This window comes from Caballeronia glebae, from assembly GCF_001545035.1.
Taxonomy (GTDB): Bacteria; Pseudomonadota; Gammaproteobacteria; order Burkholderiales; family Burkholderiaceae; genus Caballeronia; species Caballeronia glebae.
The window spans coordinates 1-25,583 of sequence record NZ_FCOJ02000021.1 but is presented as its reverse complement, the minus strand read 5'-3'; the positions used below and the strand labels follow the sequence as shown (position 1 = coordinate 25,583).

Annotated in this window: 22 protein-coding genes; 15 read left to right on the top strand and 7 right to left on the bottom strand. The window is 57.9% G+C overall.

Features of this window, described 5'->3' with window-relative positions:
* Positions 1 to 64: 64 nt before the first annotated feature.
* From AWB82_RS16220 to AWB82_RS16195, 6 genes are read right to left on the bottom strand one after another with little or no spacing between them, the layout of a single operon-like run.
* On the bottom strand, positions 65 to 817 hold the full coding sequence (locus AWB82_RS16220; RefSeq protein WP_086968891.1) for an SDR family NAD(P)-dependent oxidoreductase: 753 nt from the start codon (positions 815 to 817) through the stop codon (positions 65 to 67).
* Positions 818 to 839: 22 nt separating this feature from the next.
* A complete protein-coding gene (locus tag AWB82_RS16215; RefSeq protein ID WP_086968889.1) occupies positions 840 to 1,583 on the bottom strand; it encodes an SDR family oxidoreductase in 744 nt (247 codons plus the stop codon).
* A gap of 33 nt (positions 1,584 to 1,616) precedes the next feature.
* The gene (locus AWB82_RS16210) at positions 1,617 to 2,813 is read right to left on the bottom strand and encodes an NAD(P)/FAD-dependent oxidoreductase (RefSeq protein ID WP_086968888.1); all 1,197 of its coding nucleotides are present in this window, start codon (positions 2,811 to 2,813) and stop codon (positions 1,617 to 1,619) included.
* A 39-nt stretch (positions 2,814 to 2,852) separates the two neighbouring features.
* Entirely contained in the window at positions 2,853 to 3,683 is an 831-nt protein-coding gene (locus AWB82_RS16205; RefSeq protein WP_086968886.1) for an NAD-dependent epimerase/dehydratase family protein, read from the bottom strand.
* A gap of 10 nt (positions 3,684 to 3,693) precedes the next feature.
* Positions 3,694 to 5,376: a hydantoinase B/oxoprolinase family protein gene (locus AWB82_RS16200; RefSeq protein WP_086968884.1), complete on the bottom strand. Its 1,683-nt coding sequence runs from the start codon at positions 5,374 to 5,376 to the stop codon at positions 3,694 to 3,696.
* A 4-nt stretch (positions 5,377 to 5,380) separates the two neighbouring features.
* The gene (locus tag AWB82_RS16195; RefSeq protein WP_086968882.1) at positions 5,381 to 7,492 is read right to left on the bottom strand and encodes a hydantoinase/oxoprolinase family protein; all 2,112 of its coding nucleotides are present in this window, start codon (positions 7,490 to 7,492) and stop codon (positions 5,381 to 5,383) included.
* Between the two features lie 576 nt (positions 7,493 to 8,068).
* Here AWB82_RS16195 and AWB82_RS16190 point away from each other — a divergent pair.
* From AWB82_RS16190 to AWB82_RS16135, 12 genes are all read left to right on the top strand, one after another.
* A complete protein-coding gene (locus AWB82_RS16190; RefSeq protein WP_086968880.1) occupies positions 8,069 to 8,818 on the top strand; it encodes an electron transfer flavoprotein subunit beta/FixA family protein in 750 nt (249 codons plus the stop codon).
* Positions 8,819 to 8,831: 13 nt separating this feature from the next.
* Positions 8,832 to 9,764 carry an electron transfer flavoprotein subunit alpha/FixB family protein gene (locus AWB82_RS16185; protein WP_086969040.1) on the top strand — a complete coding sequence of 311 codons (933 nt, stop codon included), beginning with the start codon at positions 8,832 to 8,834 and terminating at the stop codon, positions 9,762 to 9,764.
* Between the two features lie 89 nt (positions 9,765 to 9,853).
* Positions 9,854 to 10,636, top strand: coding sequence for a class II aldolase/adducin family protein (locus AWB82_RS16180; RefSeq protein ID WP_086968878.1), 783 nt, complete (start codon positions 9,854 to 9,856; stop codon positions 10,634 to 10,636).
* Between the two features lie 122 nt (positions 10,637 to 10,758).
* Complete coding sequence (locus AWB82_RS37110) at positions 10,759 to 11,349, top strand: hypothetical protein (RefSeq protein WP_143756740.1); 591 nt, start codon at positions 10,759 to 10,761, stop codon at positions 11,347 to 11,349.
* Positions 11,350 to 11,435: 86 nt separating this feature from the next.
* A complete protein-coding gene (locus AWB82_RS16175) occupies positions 11,436 to 13,061 on the top strand; it encodes an APC family permease (protein ID WP_086968876.1) in 1,626 nt (541 codons plus the stop codon).
* Positions 13,062 to 14,071: 1,010 nt separating this feature from the next.
* A complete protein-coding gene (locus AWB82_RS16165; RefSeq protein ID WP_086968872.1) occupies positions 14,072 to 15,280 on the top strand; it encodes a CaiB/BaiF CoA transferase family protein in 1,209 nt (402 codons plus the stop codon).
* Positions 15,281 to 15,342: 62 nt separating this feature from the next.
* Complete coding sequence (locus tag AWB82_RS16160; RefSeq protein WP_235023323.1) at positions 15,343 to 16,167, top strand: GntR family transcriptional regulator; 825 nt, start codon at positions 15,343 to 15,345, stop codon at positions 16,165 to 16,167.
* A 43-nt stretch (positions 16,168 to 16,210) separates the two neighbouring features.
* Positions 16,211 to 16,993: an enoyl-CoA hydratase/isomerase family protein gene (locus AWB82_RS16155; protein ID WP_086968870.1), complete on the top strand. Its 783-nt coding sequence runs from the start codon at positions 16,211 to 16,213 to the stop codon at positions 16,991 to 16,993.
* 4 nt (positions 16,994 to 16,997) lie between these two features.
* Positions 16,998 to 18,245 carry a CoA transferase gene (locus AWB82_RS16150; RefSeq protein WP_086968868.1) on the top strand — a complete coding sequence of 416 codons (1,248 nt, stop codon included), beginning with the start codon at positions 16,998 to 17,000 and terminating at the stop codon, positions 18,243 to 18,245.
* A gap of 54 nt (positions 18,246 to 18,299) precedes the next feature.
* On the top strand, positions 18,300 to 19,625 hold the full coding sequence (locus AWB82_RS16145) for an MFS transporter (RefSeq protein ID WP_086968866.1): 1,326 nt from the start codon (positions 18,300 to 18,302) through the stop codon (positions 19,623 to 19,625).
* A 26-nt stretch (positions 19,626 to 19,651) separates the two neighbouring features.
* Positions 19,652 to 20,512: an FAS1-like dehydratase domain-containing protein gene (locus AWB82_RS16140; protein ID WP_086969036.1), complete on the top strand. Its 861-nt coding sequence runs from the start codon at positions 19,652 to 19,654 to the stop codon at positions 20,510 to 20,512.
* Between the two features lie 24 nt (positions 20,513 to 20,536).
* Positions 20,537 to 21,358 carry an HpcH/HpaI aldolase/citrate lyase family protein gene (locus AWB82_RS16135; RefSeq protein WP_086968864.1) on the top strand — a complete coding sequence of 274 codons (822 nt, stop codon included), beginning with the start codon at positions 20,537 to 20,539 and terminating at the stop codon, positions 21,356 to 21,358.
* Between the two features lie 306 nt (positions 21,359 to 21,664).
* Here AWB82_RS16135 and nanR read toward each other — a convergent pair whose 3' ends face one another.
* Positions 21,665 to 22,408: a transcriptional regulator NanR gene (gene nanR / locus AWB82_RS16130; RefSeq protein ID WP_086968862.1), complete on the bottom strand. Its 744-nt coding sequence runs from the start codon at positions 22,406 to 22,408 to the stop codon at positions 21,665 to 21,667.
* A 238-nt stretch (positions 22,409 to 22,646) separates the two neighbouring features.
* On the opposite strand from nanR, the gene dctA reads away from it, so the two are divergent.
* The 3 genes from dctA to AWB82_RS16115 are packed head-to-tail and all read left to right on the top strand — an operon-like array spanning position 22,647 to position 25,508.
* Positions 22,647 to 23,960, top strand: coding sequence for a C4-dicarboxylate transporter DctA (gene dctA, locus AWB82_RS16125; protein WP_086968859.1), 1,314 nt, complete (start codon positions 22,647 to 22,649; stop codon positions 23,958 to 23,960).
* Positions 23,961 to 24,001: 41 nt separating this feature from the next.
* Positions 24,002 to 25,069, top strand: coding sequence for an Ldh family oxidoreductase (locus AWB82_RS16120; RefSeq protein ID WP_086968857.1), 1,068 nt, complete (start codon positions 24,002 to 24,004; stop codon positions 25,067 to 25,069).
* Complete coding sequence (locus tag AWB82_RS16115; RefSeq protein WP_200818124.1) at positions 25,041 to 25,508, top strand: putative quinol monooxygenase; 468 nt, start codon at positions 25,041 to 25,043, stop codon at positions 25,506 to 25,508. Before AWB82_RS16120 ends, AWB82_RS16115 begins: the two co-directional genes overlap by 29 nt.
* The last annotated feature ends 75 nt before the right edge of the window (positions 25,509 to 25,583 follow it).

Below are 25,583 nucleotides of genomic sequence, written 5' to 3'. Positions count from 1 at the left end.
TACGACATTATCACGGTGGGACGGCATTCGCCCGTGGCGATCGCGCGCATGCGCCCGAGCGCCATCAGGCGTAGATGTAGCCCCCACTCACGATAACGTTTTCGCCGGTTGCATAGGTGTTCCGTGCACTGGCCATCATGACCACCCAATGAGCCATTTCCTCCGGCTCTGCAGCGCGGCCAAGCGGATTCGCGGCAGCAAGTTCATCAAGGAAGCCGGCCGCCTTTGCCTTCTCCGTAGCAAAGCCTGCCGGAGCGACGGAATTCACGAGAATGCCGTCTTTCGCGACTTCCTGAGCAAAGGACTTGGTCAAACTAACAACGGCTGCCTTGGTTGCCGCATAGTGCGCGTTTTGAGGATGCGCTTTGAATGCGTCTACGGAGGTGATATTGACGATGCGTCCCGCAACATGCTGCTCGACCTTGGGCCGGCTGCGCATATGTTTTATGGCCGCGACAGTCATATGGTATGTGCCTTTGATATTGACTGCGTTCTCGATGTCCCAATCCTCGTCGGATATTTCGAGCATCGGTTTGCGCGGATAGATGGCAGCGCTATTGATGAGGCAGTCGACGCGTCCGAGGGCGCTCAGCGCTTGCTCGAAAGCCGCATGCGCCGTCTCGCGTCGGGTGATATCGCCTTCGACACCCGTCACGTTGTGCCCTTGAGCCTTGAGTATCCCAACCGTTTCAGCCAATAGCGGCGCATTCTTGTCAATCAATGCGATGTGCGCGGCGCCATCCGCCAGCATTAGCTTTGCAATGGTCAATCCGAGCCCCGTTGCACCCCCTACGATAACCACCCTTTGATTCTTCATCAAATTATCCTGCTAAATGAGGTTATGCTTCTGTGGAGACAATCTGAGAACCACCCGGTGCCTGGTCGGTGGGAAACACCTCGAGTCTTGAGACATCCACTGAGTCCGGAAGTCTGAGGGCTGTCGAGATGAGTTCCGCAATGTCCTCGGGCTGAATTGAGCGATAGCCGGCATACAGTTTTTCGTTGGCCAGCTGTTCACCGAGTGCGGTACGGTAGAGGTTGGTCTGAACGCGCCCCGGAGCAATCTCAGTCACGCGCACGCGACTACCCAGCAGGTCACAACGCAGAGAGTCGCAGAACATGCTGACTGCGGCCTTGGTGGCGCCGTACACCGCAGTATTGGGATGCGGGAATCGACCTGCACTCGAGCCTACGAAAAAGAGATGCCCACGCTTGCGCTGCATCATTCCTTCGAGTGCCATATGGGCCAGACGCAATGGCGCACCAAGATTGATGTCAATCATGCTGTCGATGTCGGCAGTGGAACACGCATCGAACTTCTTGAGCGCAGGCAAGAGCCCGGCGTTGTTCACAACGACGTCGACCTCCGTACCCGCAAAAACTCCGTTTAACGGAGTGGGGTCACGCAGGTCGAGCGTGATGGGCGTGACGCCCCCACCCGCTGCGAGTTCGTCGAGCGCAGCCGCGTCACGCCCTACGGCGTAGACATGCAGGCCGTCCTCGACGAGCCGCTTCGCAATGGCACGTCCAATCCCACTAGACGCACCGGTTACCAACGCATTTCGATACTGAGTGGATTTCATTGCTTGGGGGGAGGGTGGTGATGCGTCGACGGGTTAGATGACCCCTTCCTCGAGGAAGGGCTTGTTTTCGACCACTCGCTGATAGCCGAGTGGCGCGAGGTCAAGAGACCGATATTGACCGTAGGTAATCAGTTCGCTCAGTCCTCGGCCCACGGCAGGGGACTGTTGCAGACCATGACCGCTGAACCCATTAGCAAACATAAAGTTCGTCACTTCGGCATGTGGGCCGACTACCGCGTTGTGGTCCAGCATGCAGAAGTCGTAGTGGCCTGCCCATGAGCTGACGACTTTAATCGCCTCGAAAGCAGGTACGCGCTCAGCAAGCGCGGGCCAAATCACTTCCTCGAACTCGGAATGGATGACGTCAAAATCATCCACATCGGCGAGCGGGTCCGGTTCCGGGTAGCAACCAGTCAGGTAGTACTTGCCCTCCGGACGGAAGAAGATGCCCGTGGTGTCAATGGTGAGCGGCACAATGCCTTCGAGCGGCGTGCGACAGTCGAACACAAACAGACATCGCTTTCTCGGCTCGACTGGGATTTCGAGACCGGCCTTGCGGGCCATGGCCGGACCACGCGTACCCGCTGCATTGATTAGAAAGCCGCAGCCAATCTCTTCGCCGCTCTTCAAAACAACGCCGGTAATCTTCGAGCCTTCACGGCGAATATCGACGACCTCGTTCTCGATATACTCGACACCCAACGAACGCGCTTTCTTGCGCATACCTTGAAGCAGGCCGTAGCTGTCGAACCAGCCTTCGCCAGTTTGACCGTAGACACCGTTCACCAAGCCTTCAGTGTTGAGCCAAGGGAAGCGGGATACGAGCTTCTCCGGGTCGAGCAGCACGACGTCGGCGCCGTTCTCGCGTTGGGTCTCGTAGTTGCGCTCAAACATCGGCGCACCCGTCGCATCGCCCAGGTACAGGTACCCGTTCTCCTTGAAGCCGAGTTCAGGTGCATCGCCGTCGACCGACACGAGTTCATGGAAGTTGCGGATGAACTCGGTGCCGAACTGGGAAATCTTGATATTCAGCGGGTTCGAAAACTGATGCCGAATCGAGGCGCTCGAGAGGGCGGTAGCCGACTGGGCGTAAGACCAGTCACGCTCCACGACGAGAACCGAACCCGTAAAATCCGTGTTCGTCGCGAGGAAATATGCGGTCGCGCTTCCAACTACTGCGCCGCCCACTATGACGACGTCATAGTGGGACTTTTGTGCTTGCTGTGCCATCTGGATGCAATCCGTAGGAGACGTTCAGGACCGAGGCGCCTAGCTGGCTTTCGGGTCTTCAAAGTGCCCATCCGCCGCGAAGGAGCCGCCCTGGTACTTGACGGCAGGGTGCTTCGGGTCCGGCAAGGGGGTATTCGCGTAGACTTCCGCGGCAAACTTATCAGCCGAATCCTGCGGACGGTATCCGAGATAGGCTGCCTCGGTGTTGTCCCAGAAGTTGACGCTATTGTTCGAGTTGCCGTAGACAATCATGTGACCAACGCTTGGCGTCATCAGCGCGCGAACGCAAAGACGTGCGAAATCGTCGTAGGACAGCCAGGTAGCCAACATTCGGCGGTCGACGGGTTTCGGGAAGCAGGAGCCGATACGCACGCACACCGACTCAAGGCCAAACTTGTCGTAGTAATAGCGCGACAGGTTCTCGACAAACGTCTTGCTGACACCGTAAAGACTGTCCGGACGCTGGGGCACGTTCGCGTCGATGGTCTGCGCCGACTCATAGAAACCAATGGCGTGAACCGAGCTCGCGTAGATGACGCGCTTCACGCCGAACTGCCGGGCCGCTTCATATACGTTGTAGCTGCCGACGATGTTCGAATCGAGGATGACCTGGAAGGTGTTCTCCCGAGGAGCGCCGCCGAGATGAATCACCATGTCCACGCCCTTCATCATGTTGAAGACCGCATCCCGATTTGCGAGGTCGCATTCATGAAGAACTTCGTTCTCGCGTTGCGCGCCCAACGGCGCGCGGTCGCTCAGGGTCAGCTTCTTGGCGTAGGGGCGCAGTGCTGCGCGCAGCACCGAACCCAGCGCGCCGGCGGCGCCGGTGATCAGGATGTTTTCGAACGGAGGCTTGCTGATTGCTGTCATCTGCTTCTCCTTACTTGCCTGCGGCTGCGTTGAGCTCGTCCAGCGACAGACCGTAGTCTTGGCGTAACTGCGCCTCGGAGATGTACTCGTTGCGGACGTCGCGGAGCAAAGCTTCTTTGGAGCGTTGTTGGGGCGAACCGACTCCGCCACCACCAGGCAGAGAGAGCGTCACGCGCTCATGCTCGCCGACCGCCTGCGTACCTTTGCCTCGCATCTTGGTGCCGTCGGAAAGCGTGACTGCTCCGGCTTCGCCCGATTGACCACCCGACTGTCCGCGAGCCGGATGGTCGATGCGGTCAAACATTGCATTGAACCGGAAGTGATAGCCTTCGCGCGGTCCGATTTCGACGATTTGACCGAGTCCGCCACGATGCTCGCCAGCGCCGCCCGAACCCGAACGCATCTCCTTTCGCCATACGACGATGGGACCGACCTGTTCGGTCGCCTCGACCGACATCGCATGCACACCGCTCGGGAATGCAGTTGCGGACAGACCGTCGAGTTCCGGACGCGCGCCAGTACCGCCGCTGTTGAACATCAGAATTTCACTACCCTTCAGACCCGAGTCTTCGCGAACCGGGCGCGCGCTGACATGGAGGTTCCACAGCGCGCCAGAGCCTTCGGCAGGCGCGCGGTTAGGAACGATTTTGTGCAGAGCGCCCAACACCAGGTCAGGGACGAAGTGTCCAAGCACGTGACGAACTGCCACCGGACTCGGATGCTGTGCGTTCAAGATGCAACCTTTGGGAGCCTGCACTCGGAAGGGTTCCAGCGAAGCCGCGTTGTTCGGAACTTCCGGCGCGATGATGCACTTCAGGCCGTAACAGGCATACGCCTTCGCGTAGAGAAGCGGAACGTTGATGCCAAAAGGGCTCGCCGGCGAGGACCCGGCGAAGTCCGCGAGGAGGTGGTCGTCGGCGACGGTCAGCGTAACGTTGAGCTTGACGGGCGTGTCGTATCCATCGAGCGTCATATCGTTCGTCTGCGTTTGCTTCGGCAGTGCTGCGATGCGCTCTAGCGTGGCTTCACGACTGCGCGCGAGAATGAATTCGCCGATGCCTTCAACGTCCTTCAGGTCGAACTCTTTGAGCATCTCGATGAGACGCTTGTGTCCGGTCTCATTGCAGGAGGCCAAGGCGTAGAGGTCGCCTACGACCTTGTCGGCTTCGCGAACGTTGTGACGAAGGATGTTAACCAGGTCACGATTGATCTCGCCTCGCTCAATCAACTTCATAATCGGCACGAAGAGGCCTTCTTCGTACACTTCGCGCGAGTCCGGGCCAAAGCCACGGCCGCCGATGTCGACCACGTGGGCGGTGCTGGCGAAGTAGCCAATCAGTTCGCCGTTGTGAAACGACGGGGAAACGACTGTAAAGTCGTGAAGGTGGCCGGTACCCTTCCAGGGGTCGTTCGTCAGATAGACATCGCCCTCGTACATGCGCTCGATGCCGATGTCATTCATGAAGTGCTCGACGGCCTCAGCCATCGTGTTCACGTGACCGGGCGTGCCCGTGACAGCCTGTGCCAGCATGCGGCCTTGTTTGTCGAAGATACCTGCGGACAGGTCACCTGCTTCACGCACGCTGGTGCTGAATGCGGTACGAATCAGGGCCATCGCCTGTTCTTCGACGACGGAAATTAGACGATTCCACATGACCTGCATGTGGATAGTGTCAAGGTTGCTGAGTGACATTGTGTTACTCCTGATTTGCAGTGGCAGCGTGCAGTGCCTTCGATACCGCGAGAAGGCATCCGTCGGGCTGAACCGTCGCGTTGAACGACGACGTGACGAGAGTAGACGTCTCTGGCTCGACAATGATGGCGGGGCCGTTCACGGTCTCGCCCACTTTCAAAGCGCTACGCTCAACGATGGCGGCCTCGACGAACTTGCTCAACGCCGCGTCGAAAATCTTGCGCGTCGTACCGACCTTTGCTGCATCGCGCGAGGTGACCATCCGAAGGCGTTCGACCGGGGGCAGGGGCGAGCTTGCCTTGACTGCCCAACTGACAATTTCGATGTCCAGCCCGTCGATAGGGCGGCCGAAGAACTGCGTGTACGCCTTGGTGAACGACTCGGCGAAGTTATTGCGGTCCTCGGCCGTGAAGCGCCGATGCGGCAGCGCCACTGGGATTTCCCAGCCCTGTCCGACGTAGCGCATGAAAGCCTTGATTTCGACCGTCGGCTCCGCCTCGCCTGAACCTTGTCGAGCAAAGTGAACGCTCTCCTCGGTGAGTTGTTCGACGATTTCGTTGAGGGCTTCGGCGTCAAACTTGGCGAAGCGCATGCTTACGCTTCGAACACTCTCGTACCCGAAAGGTGCGCGCAGAAAGCCGATAGCCGAGCCAACGCCGGCGCCGGGCGGCACGATGAACTTTTTGATGCCACTCTTTTCGCAAAGGCGCGCGGCGTGGAGCGGGCCCGCTCCGCCAAAAGTAATCATCGTGTAGTCGCCGATGTCCTTGCCGCTTTCCACCGCATGGACTCGGGCTGCATTGCTCATGTTCTCATCAACGACTTCCGCGACGCCATAGGCGGTCTCTTCCGCGCTGAGGCTGATGGGGCCGCCCACGTCCGAGACCATTGCGCTCGCCGCGTTATCCGTCGACAGCGGAATAGAGCCGCCCGCGAAGTTGGCTGGGTCCAGGCGACCCAGGAGCAAATCTGCGTCTGTGACGGTCGGCTGCGTACCGCCGCGTTGATAACAGGCCGGACCCGGCTCCGACGCCGCGCTGTGCGGGCCAACGCGAATCTGGCGCATCACATCGAGCGATGCGATAGAGCCGCCGCCGGCGCCGATTTCGACCATTTCAACGACCGGAATGGAAATGGGCATGCCGCTGCCCTTCTTGAAGCGATAGGTGCGAGCGACTTCAAACGTGTTTGCGGTCTTAGGCGTGAGGTCGTCGATGAGACAGATTTTGGCGGTGGTGCCGCCCATGTCGAAGGAGAGCACCGTGTTGAGGTCATAACGGGCTGCGATATGCGCGGCGAAGATTGCGCCGCCCGCCGGACCGGATTCAACCAGGCGCACCGGAAATTCAGACGCGCTCTCGACGGAGACGATGCCGCCGCCAGAATGGATGATGAAAATCGGGCAAACAGCACCGGCTTCCCGAACCTTGCCCAACAGGCGGTCGAGATACGATTTCATGATGGGTCGAACGTACGCATTTGCGCACACCGTATTGAACCGCTCGAACTCACGGATTTGCGGCGATACTTCGCTCGAAATGGACACCGAGACGCGGGGCACTCGCTTGAGGATGGCATCGCGCATCAGGCGTTCATGCGCGCCATTGACATAGGCGTGGATGAAACCGATGGCGACACTCTCGTAACCGCCTTCCTCGATACGCTGGGCGAGAACCTGAATTTGGGCTTCGGTCGGTGCGAGCAACACCCCGCCTTGTGCGTCGATGCGCTCGCTGAGAGTGAAACGGTTAGCACGCTCGATGAGCGGCGGCGGCAACTTGATGTTCAGGTCGTACTGCTCGAACCGGTTCTCGGTCCGCATCTCGATGGTGTCTCGAAAACCCTCGGTGGTGATGAACGCAGTCCTGGCGCCGCGTCGCTCGATGAGCGCGTTCGTCGCGAGCGTGGTGCCGTGGATGATGACCCCGATGTCCTTGAGCTCAATACCAGCCTTCTCTGCAACGATGCTGATGCCTTTGATGATGGCGCGCTCGGGCGCCTCGTAATCCGTCAGCACCTTGGTGGAAAAGAGGTTCCCACCGAGTTCAAGCGCGACATCGGTGAAGGTCCCACCGATGTCAACACCAACTCGTGCTTTGTCGTGACTGGCCACCATGACTCTCCTTGTAAACCATGACATGCGCCGAGCGATTGCTCAGCGCGAATTCCCGATAGCTGACGAACATTGCGGGGGCGGTGTCGCGCCTAGAGGACAGTTTCTGTCTTCCTCCGCTCCCTGGCCAAACGTCGATCCGAGTCATTATTTTTGCCCGTTGACATATGATGAGTGACGTCTTAATCTGATGTCAAGCGAACAAAAATTTTCTGGCCTTCGAGCGCATTCTTCTCCAACGTGCTGCGCTTGTAAAGCGATGTTTTATAGAGAATAAAGCGAAGTGGAGGCACCGCGGGATTCGTGCTGGAAGGCTTCTCGGTATCCTTCCAGAAAAATATGAATTCTGAAAAATTTATGTTTTTTTTGATTTTTGGCCCAGAATGAGCCCGTACGATCAGGGGCCGTTTGGAAGGTGTGGCGATTGAGAGCGCGGTGGACTGCGCGAGCGGCAGGCGATGGAGGGATGGGTTAACCCGCAGACGCCAAACTATTGGTGTCGAGTGCAAGAACACAGGCAGTTGAAGTTGCGCGCTACCTCGCTTGGCTGGCATGTGAGACACATATCAAGGAAAGACGATGAAGGTACTTGTACCGGTGAAGCGCGTTGTTGATTACAACGTGAAAGTGCGCGTTAAGTCAGATTGCACGGGCGTGGACATCGCCAACGTGAAGATGGCGATGAACCCCTTTTGTGAAATTGCCGTCGAAGAGGCGGTGCGCTTGAAGGAAGCGGGTGTGGCCTCCGAGGTCATCGCGGTCTCGTGTGGCGTGACGCAATGTCAGGAAACGCTGCGTACGGCGTTGGCCATCGGCGCGGACCGCGGGATTCTCGTGGAATCCACGGAAGAGCTGCAGCCGCTCGCGGTCGCCAAGATTCTCAAGGCGCTTGTCGACCACGAAAAGCCAGACTTAATCATCCTTGGCAAGCAAGCCATCGACGACGATTCCAATCAGACCGGTCAGATGCTCGCCGCGCTGACCGGGCTGGCTCAGGCGACGTTTGCATCGAAGGTGACGATTGCGGACGGTCGCGCAACGGTCGCGCGCGAGGTTGATGGCGGCTCGGAAACCCTGTCGCTGAAATTGCCCGCCGTGGTCACGACTGACCTTCGCCTGAACGAGCCTCGCTACGTGACGCTCCCCAACATCATGAAGGCGAAGAAGAAGCCGCTCACGACCATCAAGCCCACGGACCTCGGCGTCGATGTCACGCCGCGGCTGAAGACATTGAAGGTCAGCGAGCCGCCCAAGCGTAGCGCCGGCATCACCGTGCCTGACGTAAAGACGCTCGTCGAGAAACTCAAGACCGAAGCGAAAATGCTGTAAGGAGATGCGCGAAATGACGACTCTGGTTATTGCGGAGCACGACAACACGTCGATTAAGCCCGCGACATTGAACACGGTTGCAGCTGCTGCGAAAGTGGGCGGTGAGATTCATGTTCTGGTGGCAGGCTCCAATGCGCAAGGCGCGGCAGAGGCCGCGTCGAAGATTGCGGGCGTGGCTAAAGTGCTGCTGGCCGATGCGCCCCAACTCGCAGATGGTCTCGCCGAGAATGTCGAAGGCACGGTGCTGAACATTGTCAAAGACTATTCGCACCTGTTGGCACCAGCGACAGCCTACGGGAAGAACATCGCACCGCGCATTGCAGCGCATCTGGACGTCGCACAGATTAGCGACATCACGGCGGTCGACAGCGCTGATACTTTTGAGCGACCCATCTACGCGGGAAACGCAATTGCGACGGTGCAGTCGAGCGACAGTATCAAGGTCATCACGGTGCGCGCTACCGGCTTCGACCCGGTGGCAGCTGAGGGTGGCAATGCTCCTGTCGAGAAAATCGAAGCCACATCCGATGCAGGCGTCTCGCAATTTGTCAGCCGCGAGGTCACGAGGCTTGACCGGCCGGAGCTGACGAGCGCAAAAATCATCGTGTCTGGCGGACGCGGTCTGGGCAGCGGCGAGAATTACACGAAGATTCTCGAGCCGCTTGCCGACAAGCTCGGGGCAGCCTTGGGCGCCTCACGCGCGGCGGTCGATGCGGGTTATGTACCCAACGATTTCCAGGTAGGTCAGACCGGAAAGATTGTCGCTCCTCAGTTCTATATAGCAGTCGGCATCTCCGGGGCAATCCAACATCTGGCCGGCATGAAGGACAGCAAGGTCATCGTTGCCATTAACAAGGACCCGGAAGCGCCCATTTTTGGCGTGGCGGACTACGGTCTAGTCGGTGATTTGTTTGAGCTCGTTCCTGCTCTTGTTTCATCGCTCTGATATCGCGTCGTCTACTCATAGCCCTCGACGAGCGCTGAGCGCCGCACACTCGTGACTCGTCGAATCTCAAACATGGAGAACCTCGAAACATGATTTCCACGACCGACCCGCACATCAACCGGAAGCCGCGCAACATCTCGCAGGCAGAATGGGAAACTCGCGTGCAACTGGCCGCTGCGTATCGCCTTGCAGCAAAGTTTGAACTCACCGACCTCATCTATACGCATATCTCCGCGCGAGTTCCTGGAACGGACGACCAGTTTCTCATCAACCCGCACGGCTGGTTCTTCGACGAGATCACCGCGTCGTCGCTGGTGAAAATCGATGTGAACGGCAATCCGATTGGCGACGACCGCTTTGAAGTCAACGCGGCGGGCTTCACCATCCACAGTGCGCTCCACCAGGCGCGCCACGACGTCGAGTGCGTGGTCCACCTTCATACGACCTACGGCATGGCAGTAGCGGCAATGGAATGCGGTCTCTTGCCGTTGAACCAAATCAGCATGCAGTTCTACAACCGGGTCGCGTACCACGAGTACGAGGGCATCTCGCTCGAGCTAGACGAGCGCGAGCGCATTGTGAAGTCGATTGGCAAGAAGGAGTATCTCATCCTTCGAAATCACGGCTTGCTCACAACGGGGCGCTCGGTCGCTGAGGCCTTTACGCGCATGTACTACCTCAATAAAGCTTGCGAGATTCAGGTCGCGACGCTCTCAGCTGGCCAAAAAATCGTTATTCCTTCTCCGGAAGTGTGCGAACACGCGGCCAAGCAGCACGACGACTATGCGTATCTCGACACGGTTCACCTGGACCGCGAATGGACAGCGTTGTTGCGACTGCTGGACCGCGAAGGCGGCGACTATCGGGTCTAACCGATCCGGAGGCGCAGTGTCGTGACCGGCTGACTTCGATGGCTACTTTTAGCATTTCGGGTCGGCGTCTGTAGGAGTCGGCCGGTCCTGGTCCTTATGTCGCTGTCAGGCAGTTTTCAAAAGTGTTGACCTATCAGTTCTCATCGACGCGAGCAGTTGAGCTCAGCGACATGCGCTTTCCGTTCTCGGTCGGTTGGCATGCCGAACGTGGAGCGCACTACATTCGCAGAGGCGCGGGCGAGGGGCATCTTGAAGCAGGCGCGATTGCCCGCATTAAAGCCGAAGAGCTGTTCGACATCTGCTTGGTTCCTGACCACACAGGAGCGGTAGCGGGAACGATTGAACTCGAAGTCGATACGCTCGCGAGCGGTCCGGAACCAGATTGGGTTTCTCTTGCTACTGCCTTCCTGGAGTGTTCGCCGAGTTTCGGACTGGCCCTGACTCAGGAGATGTTCCGGCTTCCATGGTACGGATGGGGCCCGGAGACAGTAGCAACAAAATTGGAGACGACGCGCAGATGTGTACAACAAAAGCTCTTTCGCGAAGCCTACAGCTTCTACGCAGCGCTGCGCCGATGTCGCCGTCTCCACAGTCTTCTCAATAGGGACGCACAGAAGATAAGAGCCATCGACGGCCAACAATCGAACCCCATACATCATTTGCCGCGGTCCTGGAACAGCCGCCCAACTCAATCGAGCAAATTGGTTATGTGAGACACGCTGCAAAGCGGCGGTGGCTCAATATCGTCCCGCGCATGCCCCATGCAGCGGTCGATAAAAAGGTCTAAGGAGACAAGCAAGTGTCAGATTCTGCTCATTTCAAGAAGAGCCTCACGGCTTTTGACTTGACGCTAATAGGTTTTGGTACCGTTTTCGGTTCCGGGTGGTTGTTTGCCGCGAGCAACGTGGCTTCCATGGCAGGCCCGGCCGGCATTTTCTCGTGGGTAATCGCCGCAGTTGCAGTGCTGAGCCTGGGTGTCGTCTACTGCGAATTGGGCGCTGCCATCCCAAGTCCAGGTGGCGCAATCAGCTACCTCGAAATTTCGCACGGCCCGATGGTGACGTACCTTATCGGCTTGATGACGGCAATCTACATGTCGAGCATCGTCGGTCTCGAAGTCGTCGCAGCCCGGCAGTACGCGGCAGCTTGGTGGCCCGCGCTCAATATACCTGGTACCAGCAACTCGAGCACATTGGGCTGGTTTCTGCAGTTGGCTCTGATACTGGTGTTCTTCGCACTGAATTTCTTCAGCGTGCGGACGTTCGCATTGGCGAACAACATTGTGACGGTCATCAAATTCGTCGTGCCGGCAACAATCATCGTGACGTTGCTGGTCTTCTTCAAACCCGCGAACTTCCATGTCGCGGGATTTGCACCGGCTGGGTTCGCCGGAGTCGAGGCGGCCGTGTCGAAGGGCGGGGTGATTTTTGCCTTTCTCGGGCTCACTCCCATCGTGGCGGTCGCAAGCGAGGTTCGAAATCCGCAGCGGTCGATTCCTATCGCGCTCGTATCGTCAATCCTGCTTGCCGGGCTGCTCTACATTCTCCTGCAGGTCGCCTTCATTGGCGCCGTTCCCACGTCGATGGTGAGCAAAGGGTGGCATGCAGTCAGCCAGAGCCTCTCGCTTCCCTTCTACGACATCGCAATGCTGCTCGGCGCTGTGTGGTTGAGCGTCATCGTCGCGATTGATGCGGTGATATCGCCCTCGGGATGCGGCAACATCTTCTTCGGCGCTACGCCCAGAGCCATCTTTGCGTGGTCGAACTCCGGCACGTTCTTCCGTACCTTTTCGAAGGTTGACGAGAAATCGGGCATCCCGCGTCGGGCAACGTGGCTGACCTTGGCGCTGTCGATTTTCTGGACGCTGCCTTTCCCGTCGTGGGAAGCGATGATTTCTGTGGTATCTGCTGCGCTTGTCGTGAGCTATGCGGTCGCCCCGGTTTCGGTCGCGGCGTTGCGCAAGAGCCATCCTGAGATGGCTCGACCCTTCAGGGTCAAGGCTCTAGGTTTCGTCGGGCCGCTATCGTTCGTCGTGGCCACCCTTATCGTCTACTGGACGGGATGGAAGAACCTGTCATGGCTGCTTGGCGTACAGGTTGTCCTGTACGTGATTTACCTGGCGGCGATGAAGCGCGCATCTGTCGGGCATCTCACGTTCGGGCAACAAATTCGTAGCTCGCTCTGGCTTGTTGGCTACTACCTACTGACGATGTTGGCGTCGTATTTGGGGCCGTTCGACGGTATCGGCCTTATTGCGCACCCCTTCGACACGCTGTTCGTCTGTCTGCTTGCACTCGGCATCTACTACTGGGGGCTACACACTGGAGCGCCGCGTGGCGATTGTCGCTTTGCGAGCGAGGGCGATAACAGTTCCTCTCGAGCGCGATCGCAGGATAGAGAGGTTGCAAGTACATTCCCGGTGTAGTGGCTTTCCGCGTTTGTGATGTGGATTGGAACACGCTGGCGAACCTGTCGCGTGTTTCCAGCATCCGGCGGTTGAGAAAATCGGACGCACTGCAGGAGCGCTTCCTCGGTCGCTTCGCGGGTAGCAGCCAATCCGCAAGGCGCGTAGAACCAGGCCAGGATACTCACCGGCCAAGTCTTCAACAACGGTCACCATCTCTTACAGCGTGCACAGTGCCGCCTGAACCGTTGTTTGTCGAAGGGCGCATTGGGTGCTTCGACTTTGTTTCGCGAAATCGCTTCCAGCATCGGGGTGGACTGCATTGCGGCGAGGAGCGATTTCGGATCGATCGCGCATCGCCAAATGGGTGTGACGGCACGCGATGAACGTCTCAAAGCGCGTGTGCGTGCCCATGATCGCCTCCGCCATCATTTCTGAGCGATTTTGTGGCTCGTCGCAACGCCGTGTCCCGAATAACTCTACCGCGCGTTGGACGAGAGCTCGCCGAGTTGGCAGACAGTTGACGACAATGCCTGTCGCGCAGGCCACGGATTATCGTTAAGCACACTCTCACGCGCGCGCAAAATAGTCTTACCTTTCGTTTTCCTCCAGCGGTATGACGCGTTCGGAATAGCCAGCCACCGTGAATGTTAGTAGGTTTGGCCTTCAGATGAGCCCTGCCTGAGAGGGCTCATCGGGGCGCTTGTCCCGGTCGCATAACAGCGATGAAATACGACCTGACGGGCCTTGCGCTTTGCCCACTGGTCCCGGAATCCTTTCCGAAGCCCCACTTTTAGACAGTGCCTCGGACAGGCGGAGGACTCTGGGGGGGCGATCGACCACCGCATTCTCGTGCGGCGATACCAAGTTCAAAGAATGGCGATATTGCAAGGTTTCATCGCCGCAGCACCGGCGCTGTGTACTCGCCAGGAGAGTTCCCCCGCGGCGCAGGGTTTACACCATCTATACCGCCAACCTGCACCTATGCGAATGTACGTACATTCGAACAGGCGAACAGGCGGATAAATTAAATGGAAAATCTTCCTAGCAAATCCACGCGAGCGCTCGACGGCGTACGCGTTCTCGACATCTCGAATTTTCTCGCCGCGCCGATGTGCGGCATGTTCCTCGCCGACCATGGCGCGGACGTAATCAAGGTTGAACGCCCGCAAGTCGGCGATGAAATTCGCCGTTGGGGCGAAACCAAGGACGGAGTGGGGCTGTTCTACAAGGTTCTGAATCGCGGTAAGCGTTCGGTGACGCTGGACCTTAAGACGGAAATCGGCGCGGAAGCGGTCAAAAAGCTGGTCAAGGACGTCGACATCGTTATCGAGAACTACCGCACCGGTACGCTGGAGAAGTGGGGACTGGGATACGACACCCTGAAGGAAATCAATCCCGGCCTCATCATGGTCCGCATCACAGGCTTCGGTCAGACCGGGCCGTACCGCTATCGGCCGGGTTTCGGCACGCTCGCCGAGGCCTACGCGGGCTATGCCTTTATCAGCGGCAATCCGGACCAACCACCGCTCCTGCCGGGCTTCGCCCTCGGCGACGCCAGTACCGGCATGATGGCCGCCTTTCTCACAATGGTTGCTCTCAACGAAAAGCGCCGTACCGGTCGGGGCCAAGTAGTCGACTTGGCAATCTACGAGACTCTACTGACATTGCTCGGACCGCACGTAGTCAACTACGACCAACTCGGCATGATTCAACAGCGAAATGGCAGCCGACTGCCATTCACCGCGCCTCGCAACACGTACCAGACCGAAGACGGGAAGTGGCTCGCCATTGCCGGCAGCTCGCAGGCCGCGTTCGAGCGCATCTGCGAGATGATTAACCGCCCTGACCTGGTGGAAGACCCGCGGTTTGCAACGAACCGCGCGCGACTGGACAACGACAAGGCGCTCGACGAACAGATTCAGCAATCGATTGGTCGTATGGACCTGGAAACGGTCATGCACCGGTCCGAGGAACTCGGAGCGACGGCCGCGCCCGTCAATGACGTATCGATGATTTTCGAGGACGCGCAAATCAAAGCCCGCGAAAACATCTGTCACGTGCCCGACAGCGAACTTGGCGCTCCCATCGGCATGCAAAACGTTGTCGGCCGGCTGACGGAGACGCCGGGCCGTATCGACTCGGCGGGGCCAGCGCTCGGCGCGCACAACCGCGAAATCCTCATCGAGCGCCTTGGATACACCGAAGCGCAATTGCAGCAGTACGGAATCACCGTCTGAGGGGCGCGCGATGAACCTCGATTCTTCAGAAAATCCTAGTTCTCGGCTGGAGGCCGCTAAAAATGGGCGACAATACGCACATTCGAAGCATGCTACTGGCACAGGACCTCATGGCGACAACATCCGACGCAGCGCCGGAACGCCTCGCGCGCAGCGCGGGGCAACAGCCGCTGTACTCGACGCTCGCGGAGATGCTCTCGCGCGAAATTTACGAGGGCAAGTATCCTCCCACAACCACACTGCCATCCGAGAAAGAGTTGACGGAGCGGTATGGCGTGAGCCGGCAGACCGTACGATTTGCACTGCGGATGCTGCGGGAGCGAGGGCTCATCTCGTCTCATCCGGGTATCGGGACGATTGTGCGCGAGCCGGTGCGGACGCAGGGACGATTCAAGGCGCTCAATTCGGCCGAGGCTTTACTGCAGTTCGTCGAGGGCACGGAGATGCACGCGACGTCGCTGCGCGAGATAATCGTGGACGCGGAGCTCGGCGAGCAAATCGAGTGCAAACCGGGCCTGCTCATGTCGGAGGCAACCTTCGTTCGCAAGACGCCGGGCGAGGACTTGCCAATGAGCTTCGTCAAGATTTATGTGCCACCTCGCTTTGCAGCCGCGCAGCAGAAACCAATTGTGTCGAACACCCCCGTGTATCAGAACATCGAGAAGATGTTCAACGTGCGCGTGAGGGAAATTCGACAGGACGTCACGGCGACCGTGCTGGACGAGGAGCTTGCTGGGATCCTGCAAACGGCACCTGGCGAGGCGGCCTTGCAGATGACGCGTTTTTACTACGACGAGAACCAGCAACTGCTGCAGGTCACAGTCAGCTTTTATCCGCGCAGTCGGTACACGCAGTCCGCGCGCTTCCGGGTGGACGACGAGGCCTGAGCGCCGACTCGAATTTCGTCCGTTTGACGGAGGGGCGCGCGCGATGAACGCTCCTTCCAAAATCCGCATTCAGCGTAACGACCGTCACGCGGTCGTTACGCTCGACAATCCGCCGATGAACGTCGTATCGGCGCCGCTTACGCGCGAGCTCTATGCAGCACTGCGCGAGTTGGAACTCGATACCGAAGTCCGCGCTGTCGTGCTAACAGGCGCTGGCGAGCGCGCGTTCTGCGCGGGTTCAGACATCCATGAGATAACCGAGTTGCTCACTCCCGGCGCCGTGCTGGAGCGGAAGCTCATCTTCCAGAACAAGGTTTTCGAGCTGCTGCGCACGTTTCCGAAGCCCACAATCGCAGCGCTCAACGGCTACACCTACGGCGGCGGACTGGAAATCGCAGCATGCTGCGACATGATGATTGCGGAAGAACAGGTCAAACTGTGCTTGCCGGAAATCAAACTTGGGCTTTTCCCGAGTAGCGGTGGCACCTACCGCGTCGCCCGCAAAATCGGCGAAGCGCGCGCAAAGAAATTGGTACTCACAGGTGAACCCATCAACGCGCAAACCGCGCTGAATTGGGGGCTCGTGAATGATGTCGTGCCACGTGGCGAAGCGCTGCGACAAGCTGAAGCGCTTGCGTCAACGCTGGCAAGGCAGCCTGCCGACGCCATGCGCGCAGCCAAGCGCCTCATCAACGCGTGCTTCGATATGCCAGAGGCAGCACTCGTTGCTCAATCACTCATGGAAAGCGACCAAATTTTCTGCTCGACTGATGCGGCAGAAGGCGTCAGCGCGTTCCTTGCGAAACGCACGCCGGAGTTCAAATAAGACCATGACCTATCCGTTTATTAGCAAACTGCGGGTTATCGAAAGTTCCGCATTCATCGCCGCACCGCTCGCCGGTCTCACGCTCGCGCAATACGGAGCGGACGTCATCCGCATCGACAACATTGGTGGCGGCATTGACTACGGTCGCATGCCGCGGATGCCACATCCACAAGGTCGAGGACGCAGCCTCTATTGGACCTCGCTCAACAAGGGCAAGCGCTCAATTGCCATCGACCTGCGCAGACCGGAGGGGCGCGAGCTTATCCAAGCGCTTGTCACTGCACCTGGAGAGGATGCGGGAGTGTTGCTCACCAATATCGGGACGCCTTGGCTTTCCCATGAGTTGCTTGAGCAGCGCCGGCATGACGTCATCACGTGCACGATTCAGGGCAACGGAGACGGCAGTACAGCTGTGGACTATACGGTCAACTGTGCTACAGGCTATCCGGCGGTCACGGGCGGCGGCTCGGTGGAGCATCCGGTGAATCACGTGCTCCCGGCGTGGGACATTGCGTGTGCATATCAAGCCGCGTTCGCCGTTCTGGCGGCAGTCAATCATCGACGCATCACGGGAGCGGGAAGTGAACTGAAACTTGCCCTCGCTGACATTGCGTTCAGTGCGCTTTCGCACCTTGGGGTGCTCTCCGAAGCGGAGTTGCTTCAACAAGAGCGCCCGTCAATTGGCAACCATCTCTACGGTGCATTCGGCCGCGACTTCGCGACCAAGGACAGCCAGAGAGTGATGGTTGTTGCGATTTCAGCGGGCCAATGGAAGGCACTCATTCGCTGCTGCGACATCGCGGACGCAATCGCATCGCTCCAGGACAAGACAGGACTTGATTTCAGCGACGAGGCACAGCGGTTCGAAGCGCGTGACAAAATCGCTGCGTTGATTGAGCCGTGGTTTGCCGAGCGTCCGTTCACCGAGGTGAAGATAGCACTCGAAGAAAACAAAGTGTGCTGGGGGCAGTATCAAACTGTGACGGAATTGTTGGCAAACGACCCTCGAGCATCGCTCACGAACCCGGTCTTCGAACGCGCGGTAACACCCGGCATCGGTGAACACATGAGCGCCGGCGCCGCTGTGCGGGCGCCAGCATTACCTCGAGAGCCCATGAAGTCTGCGCCATACCTCGGAACGCACACGGACGAAGTGCTGAGCGGCCTGCTTGGCCTTGATAGCGGTGCTATCGGGCGACTGCACGATGCGCGCATTGTCGCTGGCCCCGAGCAGGACCCCACGTTTGCATAGCAGATACGAATGACACGACGGCGCCACGCGCGCACTGATGCAGGAGACGAAACAATGAACGCAAACACTGGAATTCCGCTATCGGACACCTTGAAGAAGCGCTGGCTGATTATCATGCCAGCCGCCTTCATTATGTACATGATTTCCTTCTTCGACAGGGTGAACGTGGGGATGGCGCTGCCCCACATCACAAAGGAAATGGGCTTGACCTCGGTCCAGGCAGGATGGATTGGCGGCGCGTTTGCCTGGGGTTACATCGTTACGCAGTTGCTCGCGGGCATTCTCGCGCTCCGCCTCGGCCCCCGCAAACTCATCGGGATTTGTCTCGTCCTGTTTGGCTGTATAGCCATGTTCACTGGCTTTGCGCGTACCTTCGAAGAACTGCTCGCGATTCGGTTCGTGCTTGGCCTCGCAGAAGGTCCAATCTACGCGGCCACCTCGATGCTGCTCGCGCAGTGGTTTCTGAAGCCGGAGCGCGGCCGCGCTTTCGGCGTGTGGAATCTGAGCGTTGCGGCCGGCGGATTCCTTGCGGGACCGATTTCCGCTGCTGTTCTTGCGCATCACAACTGGCGCGTCATGATGGTGGTTGAAGGCTTGCCGGCCGTTCTCTTCTGCATCGTGTGGTTCTTCGCGATTCCGCGAAGCCTTGAAGCGGCCCGCTGGCTGTCTGCGCCTGACCGCAAGACGATCGAAAATTCTCTGGCTGAGGAGCAAGCCACGCATGCGGACAGAGAAGTCGATTCTTGGGCCACCATCTTCAAAGAGCCGTCGGTCTGGATGCTCCTCATCGGTTTCGCCTGCAGCCAAATCATTCTGTATGGCCTCACACTTTGGCTGCCTACGATTTTTAAGTCTGACAACCGCATCAGCGGGATGATGGTCGGCGTGCTTTCCGGCGCACCTTTCGTTATGTCGATGCTCGGCATCTACTACATCACAAGTCGCTCCGACAAACATGGCCAAGAACGCCGCTGGCATGCCGCTGTGCCGATGATTGTCTCCGGCGTGTGCTTGTGTGTCCTTGCGAGCGTCTCCGCGCAGCTTCTCTACGTTCAGATTGCACTGATTCTCGCAATTGGTTTCATGCTGAAAATGCCGACGCCGCTCATCTCATCCTATCTCACAGAGATTTTGCCGCTGCGCAAGGCGGTGCCCGCGGTTGGCATCGTGATTGGAGGAGGGAGTTTCCTCGGGCAGTTTCTGGGGCCACTCATCGTGGGCTACACGAAGTCTTTGTCCCCTGGTTTCGGCCCTTCGTTTGTAGCACTTGGTGTGGCCGGCGTTGTGGGCGGCGCTCTCCTGCTCGCAGCCCGTTCGGGAGCGAAGCGAAAAAAGGAAGCCATCGGGCATGCTGAGCTGGCGCGTGAGCAACGGGGCTAATGGTACTCGAAGGACGGGAACAAGAAATGGAATTCGACACTCTCTACGCTGGCTGGACGAGCCGCACTGAAATTCTGCATGAGCACGTCGATGCACGCCGGGTCGACGCGCTCGCAGCTACACTCGATGTGTCGATGGACCTCGCCATTGGTTGCGCGCTGCCTGCCGGATGGCAATGGCTCTTCTTCAATCCGGTCGCCCGCCGCGGCGAACTCGGCAAAGATGGGCATCCACGTCGCGATACTCAAAGCAGTTTTCTACCGCCGGTACCGCTGCCACGCCGCATGTGGGCGGGCAGCAGGATGCAGTATCTTCAGGAAGTGCCAATCGGCTCGGACGTGACGCGCAGGAGTCGAATCACGAAGCTGGTCAAGAAAGAGGGCAGGGCAGGCAAGCTCTGCTTTGTCACCGTCGAGCATCGAACGGGCGTGAAAGGGGCCGACTGCATTGTCGAAGAACAAGACATTGTTTATCGCGAGGCGTCCTCCGCATCGTCGAGGGCAGAGACCGCACCTGATGCCCCTGTTGAGTTCAGACAGGCCGTCACTGCGGATAGCACGCTTCTGTTTCGCTACTCCGCACTGACGTTCAATGGGCATCGCATTCATTACGACAAGCCGTATGCCTGCGAGGTAGAGGGTTACCGAAATCTTGTTGTGCACGGTCCGCTTACCGCAACACTCTTGCAAAATTTCGCTACCAGTTGCAGGCCAAACTCTCGACTGAGCCAGTTCGAGTTTAAAGGACTCAGTCCACTGTTCGTCGATGAAGCCTTCGAGCTTCAGGCGTGGGCCGATGCGGACGATTCAAGTCTGTTGCAAATGCGGGTCATTGATACCCGCGGTTCGTTAGGCATGCAGGCCAGCGCTCATTTCGAAAGTCGTTGAAACGAAACTATCAAAGGAAGTACGATGCCCCAGACTAGCAACCATACCTGCCGGTCCTTTCTCTTTGTTCCCGGCAACAAGCCCGAGCGCTTTGCGAAGGCGCTCGGGAGTGGCGCTGATGCGGTCATCATCGATTTGGAGGACGCTGTTGCATCGGACGACAAGGATGACGCGCGTCGCATGATTTCGGAGTTTGTGAACCTAGAGCGTAAGGTAATCATCCGCGTAAATGCCCGAGGAACTCCGTGGTATGAACAAGACGCGTTGTTGTGCAAGTTGCCGGGAGTTAGTGGGATTGTTCTCCCAAAAACGGAGAGCGCGTCAGATGTTGTCGACCTAATTTCACGCATCAAAGCGAAGACGCCCGTCTATCCGCTTATCGAGAGCGCACGTGGCATGTGGGACACTTTGCAGATCGCGAAAGCTCCCTTTGTCAGGCAGCTCATGTTCGGCACGCTCGATTTCATGGCCGACATGAAAATGGAACTCGAGAATGCAGAGCTGAACTCTTACCGTGCGCAGTTGTCCACTGCCTCGCGAGTTGCAGGCATTAGCGCTCCAATTGATGGTGTCACGACTGAAATCAATGACGCTGAATGCCTGCGTCGCGACACGGTGAACGGCAGGCGATGGGGTTTTGCTGGCAAGCTCTGCATTCATCCGAAGCAAGTGCTGACGGTCAATGCTTCGTATGCTCCTTCTGAGGCGGAGATCGACTGGGCTAGGCGTGTCCTTGATGCATTCGAGCTTTCTGCCGGAGGAGTTGTCTCGGTTGATGGAGAGATGGTGGACCGACCGGTTGTATTACGTGCCCGAAGTCTGCTCGAATTGGCGGATGCAAACTAAACCTGCAGCCGCGCTCGCGACCCTTGCCGGTGACCCACGTCAATCCTGTGCGCCGTCTATCTAAGCCGATGTCAACGAGAGGCGGAGCGACGGAGTTCTTTCTGCCCGAGCCGTCGCGAGAGGCCAACGGTAGTTCTTCGAATTAACGAGAGGGCTGCCTTTGCATCCCGCATGCTATGCCGCAACACGCAGCATCGCGAGCTGTTCAGAAAACCATGCAGCGCTTGATTCACGAGCGCTCCTCGCTGTGGACGCAGGCGCCTGTAGTTTGGGGTCGAACGGCATGGCATTAATGCAAGAGCAGCGTCATTTAGAGTCTACGACTTCGCCATCGGCTGCGTCTTTTACCTCTCGCCAGTAGAAAGTTTCCACCTGCCCAAGGTGCTCGAGCATTGCCCTTTCTGCAGCGTCCGGCCTGCCGGATGTAACGGCTTCGTAGACTTTTTTATGTGCTTGATAAGCGGCTCGTTCAGCGTCGTCCGCTCGTAGCGAAACGGTTCGCTGTTCCGCGAGCCACGAGGCAAGCGCCATGTGCAGCGAAGTGAATATCGAGTTCTGAGGAATTTCCGCGAGCACGAGATGAAACCCAATGTCGGTGCGTGTGAACTCGTCCGTCGACCCAATAGCGGCTTCGTTTGCGTCCAACGCTGACTTCAGTCTATGCAGGTCACTCTTCGTCGCATGGGCTGCGGCGTAGCGCACCAGCATCGCTTCGAACATGGCTCGAGCTTGTTGCAAGTCCTTGACACCTTTCTCGTCGGCCAGGATGTGCTTAACCGCGCCGGATAACTCCTCAACGACCGACTTAGCCGTCGGCCTTGTGACCGACGCGCGCTCGCCATTGCGAATGGCCACAAGGCCCATGCGTTGGAGCGCGAAAAGCGCCTCTCTAACCGAGGTGCGGCCGACGCCGAACATGGACATGAGTTCTCGCTCAGACGGCAACTGCTGCTCGGGCTTGAGCTCCCCGCGGAGCATCATCGCCTGCAACTGCTCGCAAATTTCCTCAGATATTTTTCGGCGTCGGATGGGTTCAACGATTAGAGCCATAGCACCCGTCTTAAAGGGGACACATTAGCGGACTTAGAGGAGCAGTTTGTCCGCGCCTGTTACCTATCATACCAGCGACGTGAGCCTGACTTAGGCAGATTGTGACCTGCCAAGCGGCGATCCGGGGGTAAACCCCGCGCCATCACAACGCAATCAGGCGCGATCACGGTGGTATGATAGGTCTATAGGTGATACGCATACCAGAGTGCGTGTGCCACAAACGGAACAGGAGACTCAAATGTCGCTGTCGGTCGAACAGACTGCGCACAAGCAGAGCACACGCGGAACGCTCGGCTTTGTTAAGCGCAACCTTTATGTCCAGGTCCTGATTGCCGTTACTATCGGCATCGCACTGGGCTATTTCTCACCGCAGCTTGCAGTCGCAATGAAGCCGTTTGGCGACGGTTTTATCAAGCTTATTAAGATGACAATCGGCTTGGTTATATTTTTTACGGTTGTCTCTGGCATTGCGGGAATGCAAAGCGTTGGAAAGGTAGGTCGGGTTGGAGGATTCGCAGTCGTTTATTTCGAGATCTTTTCGACGATTGCTCTCCTTATTGGCTTGCTTGTTGCCAACGTGCTGAAGCCTGGTGTGGGATTTAATGTAGCGGCTGCACACCTCGACGCCGGCTCCATTAAGCAGTATGTCAGCAGCGCGCACGGCCAAGGCCTCACGGAGTTTTTCCTCAACATCATCCCATCAACACTGCTCGGCGCGTTCACCGCAGACAGCGTTTTGCCTATCGTGTTTGTGTCTTTGTTGATGGGTATCGTGCTACGCCGGGTTGGGGAACGTGGAAAGCCCGTTCGTGACATGGTCGACTCGTGCTCCCATGTCATTTTCGGCATCATTGGTATCGTCATGCGGTTTGCGCCCCTTGGTGCGTTTGGAGCGATGGCATTCACCATTGGGAAGTTTGGTATTGGTTCGCTCCAATCGCTGGCGTTTTTAGTCCTCACGTTTTACGTCACGTCCGCGCTCTTTGTTGTATTCGTTCTAGGCGCCGTTGGTCTCTGGTGCGACTTCAACATTTTCTCTGTTTTGCGCTATTTCAAAGACGAGTTGTTCCTTGTACTCGCGACCTCGTCGTCGGATGCTGCGCTCCCATCGCTCATGGAAAAGCTGGAGAAATTGGGCTGTGAAAAAGGTGTCGTTGGGCTTGTGATGCCAGCGGGTTACGTTTTCAATTCGGACGGTACAAATATCTACATCACGCTGGCCGTTCTATTTATCGCCCAGGCGATGAACGTGGAGCTGACCATCGGCCACCAACTTCTGATTCTGGGCGTCGCTTCGCTCACAACCAAAGGGTCGGCAGGGGTGCCTGGCGCCGGCTTCGTGGCGCTCGTTGCAACGATTGCATTGGTGCCGGCTATACCCGTGGCCGCCGTAGCGATGCTTCTCGGAATTGATCGAATGATCAGCGAAGGGCGGGCCATCGTAAATGTGATTGGAAACGTAGTGGCAACTTTGGTCACGGCAAAGCGGGAAGGAGGGTTGGACACCGTGCAGATGAGGTCGATTCTTACTGAGCGTCGCTCCTTCCGATAAGCCTTGATAGGACACTGGAACAATCGAACCTGGACAACATCATGACCGCTGAAAACAGCCTTCTTATCCCTGAATCGACGCTGCTTCAATACTCCGTTAATATGCTGTCGCGGGTGGGAGTACCTGCCGACGAAGCAGAGCTAGTCGCAAGCAACCTTATCGAAGCCGACCTTCGAGGCGTCGCATCGCATGGAATCGTGCGCCTGCCTATCTACATCAAACGAATCCTGGACGGCGGTACGAATCCAACACCAAAGGTCAACATCGTACGGCAAACGCGTACGACCGCAGTTGTCGATGGAGACAACGGACTTGGTCACTTCGTAGGCGTCAAAGCGATGGAGATCGCCATCGAAAAGGCTGCCGAAGGCGACGTCTCCTTTGTTGCGGTTCGGAACAGCAATCATTTTGGCACCGCCGCGTACTACGCCGAGATGGCGGCCCGAAAGGGAATGATTGGATTTAGCTTTACAATCGGCGCTATAAACCACATGGCCCCGTGGGGCGGCGCTGAGGCCATGCTTGGAAACAATCCGTTTGCTATTGCATTCCCGAGTCGTGAGCCGTTTCCGGTCGTCCTTGACATGGCCTGCAGCGTCGCCGCACGAGGCAAGATTATTGTTGCTGCGAAGGAAGGAAAGCCGATCCCCTCGGATTGGGCGACGGGCCCTGACGGCTTGCCGACAACAGATGCTGCCGAGGCACTCAAGGGCTTCGTGATTCCAGTCGGCGGTCCAAAGGGCTACGCCTTGACGCTTACTGTCGGACTCCTGAGCACGATGCTCTCCGGTGCAGCATTCGGGCGTGACGTTGGCGAACTCTACGAAAAGACCGCAGACGCGCAAAACAGCGGCCATCTGTTCGGAGTATTGCCTGTGTCGTCGTTCGACGATCTGGAAAGCTACCTCGACCGAATGGACAGAGCGATTGCAGATTTGCGAAATGCTAAAAAGGCCACCGGCGTTGACCGCATTTATATGCCGGGAGAGCGCGAGTACCTTGCTCTGATCAAGCATCGCGAAAACGGCGTTCCTATTGGCCCCGCGCTTGCGCGTGAACTTGCGGAACTCGGTCGCAAGCATGACGTTGACTTTGAGGTTTCTCTCTGAAGGGAGGAACCTTGGATTCGAGAGGGCGCTCGCTCCACCCAATTGGGCGATCATCCTTTCGGCGTTCGGTCTTCAGGCCGAAAGTCCTTCCCGCACCTTTAATATCCGAGAGGTTGATATGTTTGTTGTGGCAGTTGAATTTGTGGTGAAGTCGGAACATGCGGAAGCTTTCGAGAGAGCAGTGATTGAAAATGCCGAAGATTCGCTGCGGCAAGAACGAGATTGCCTCGTCTTCGATGTCTGTCGCAGCATTACTGGAACTCAATTTTTTCTCTACGAAGTCTACGAAGACGCAGACGCGTTTGAACATCACCTAACTTTGCCGCACTTCCTTACGTTCTCGGAAGGATCAAAGGACTGGGTCTGCAGCAAGAAGGTCAATACGTTCGCACTCGTCGGCGACCTCCGCTCGCCCAAAGAGTCGACCTCTGAAGGATGAGTTATTGTCAAATCTGGTGTTTGCCAGGCGGGGCCCGGTCAGGCGGCAAGCGGTTGCTGAGCCGGTGTGCTGTCG

Excerpts from the sequence above, each read along its gene's own strand:
- AWB82_RS16220 (WP_086968891.1), bottom strand. The coding sequence starts at position 817 with ATGAAGAATCAAAGGGTGGTTATCGTAGGGGGTGCAACGGGGCTCGGA.
- AWB82_RS16215 (WP_086968889.1), bottom strand. The coding sequence starts at position 1,583 with ATGAAATCCACTCAGTATCGAAATGCGTTGGTAACCGGTGCGTCTAGT.
- AWB82_RS16210 (WP_086968888.1), bottom strand. The coding sequence starts at position 2,813 with ATGGCACAGCAAGCACAAAAGTCCCACTATGACGTCGTCATAGTGGGC.
- AWB82_RS16205 (WP_086968886.1), bottom strand. The coding sequence starts at position 3,683 with ATGACAGCAATCAGCAAGCCTCCGTTCGAAAACATCCTGATCACCGGC.
- AWB82_RS16200 (WP_086968884.1), bottom strand. The coding sequence starts at position 5,376 with ATGTCACTCAGCAACCTTGACACTATCCACATGCAGGTCATGTGGAAT.
- AWB82_RS16195 (WP_086968882.1), bottom strand. The coding sequence starts at position 7,492 with ATGGTGGCCAGTCACGACAAAGCACGAGTTGGTGTTGACATCGGTGGG.
- AWB82_RS16190 (WP_086968880.1), top strand. The coding sequence starts at position 8,069 with ATGAAGGTACTTGTACCGGTGAAGCGCGTTGTTGATTACAACGTGAAA.
- AWB82_RS16185 (WP_086969040.1), top strand. The coding sequence starts at position 8,832 with ATGACGACTCTGGTTATTGCGGAGCACGACAACACGTCGATTAAGCCC.
- AWB82_RS16180 (WP_086968878.1), top strand. The coding sequence starts at position 9,854 with ATGATTTCCACGACCGACCCGCACATCAACCGGAAGCCGCGCAACATC.
- AWB82_RS16165 (WP_086968872.1), top strand. The coding sequence starts at position 14,072 with ATGGAAAATCTTCCTAGCAAATCCACGCGAGCGCTCGACGGCGTACGC.
- AWB82_RS16160 (WP_235023323.1), top strand. The coding sequence starts at position 15,343 with ATGGGCGACAATACGCACATTCGAAGCATGCTACTGGCACAGGACCTC.
- AWB82_RS16155 (WP_086968870.1), top strand. The coding sequence starts at position 16,211 with ATGAACGCTCCTTCCAAAATCCGCATTCAGCGTAACGACCGTCACGCG.
- AWB82_RS16150 (WP_086968868.1), top strand. The coding sequence starts at position 16,998 with ATGACCTATCCGTTTATTAGCAAACTGCGGGTTATCGAAAGTTCCGCA.
- AWB82_RS16145 (WP_086968866.1), top strand. The coding sequence starts at position 18,300 with ATGAACGCAAACACTGGAATTCCGCTATCGGACACCTTGAAGAAGCGC.
- AWB82_RS16140 (WP_086969036.1), top strand. The coding sequence starts at position 19,652 with ATGGAATTCGACACTCTCTACGCTGGCTGGACGAGCCGCACTGAAATT.
- AWB82_RS16135 (WP_086968864.1), top strand. The coding sequence starts at position 20,537 with ATGCCCCAGACTAGCAACCATACCTGCCGGTCCTTTCTCTTTGTTCCC.
- nanR (WP_086968862.1), bottom strand. The coding sequence starts at position 22,408 with ATGGCTCTAATCGTTGAACCCATCCGACGCCGAAAAATATCTGAGGAA.
- dctA (WP_086968859.1), top strand. The coding sequence starts at position 22,647 with ATGTCGCTGTCGGTCGAACAGACTGCGCACAAGCAGAGCACACGCGGA.
- AWB82_RS16120 (WP_086968857.1), top strand. The coding sequence starts at position 24,002 with ATGACCGCTGAAAACAGCCTTCTTATCCCTGAATCGACGCTGCTTCAA.
- AWB82_RS16115 (WP_200818124.1), top strand. The coding sequence starts at position 25,041 with ATGACGTTGACTTTGAGGTTTCTCTCTGAAGGGAGGAACCTTGGATTC.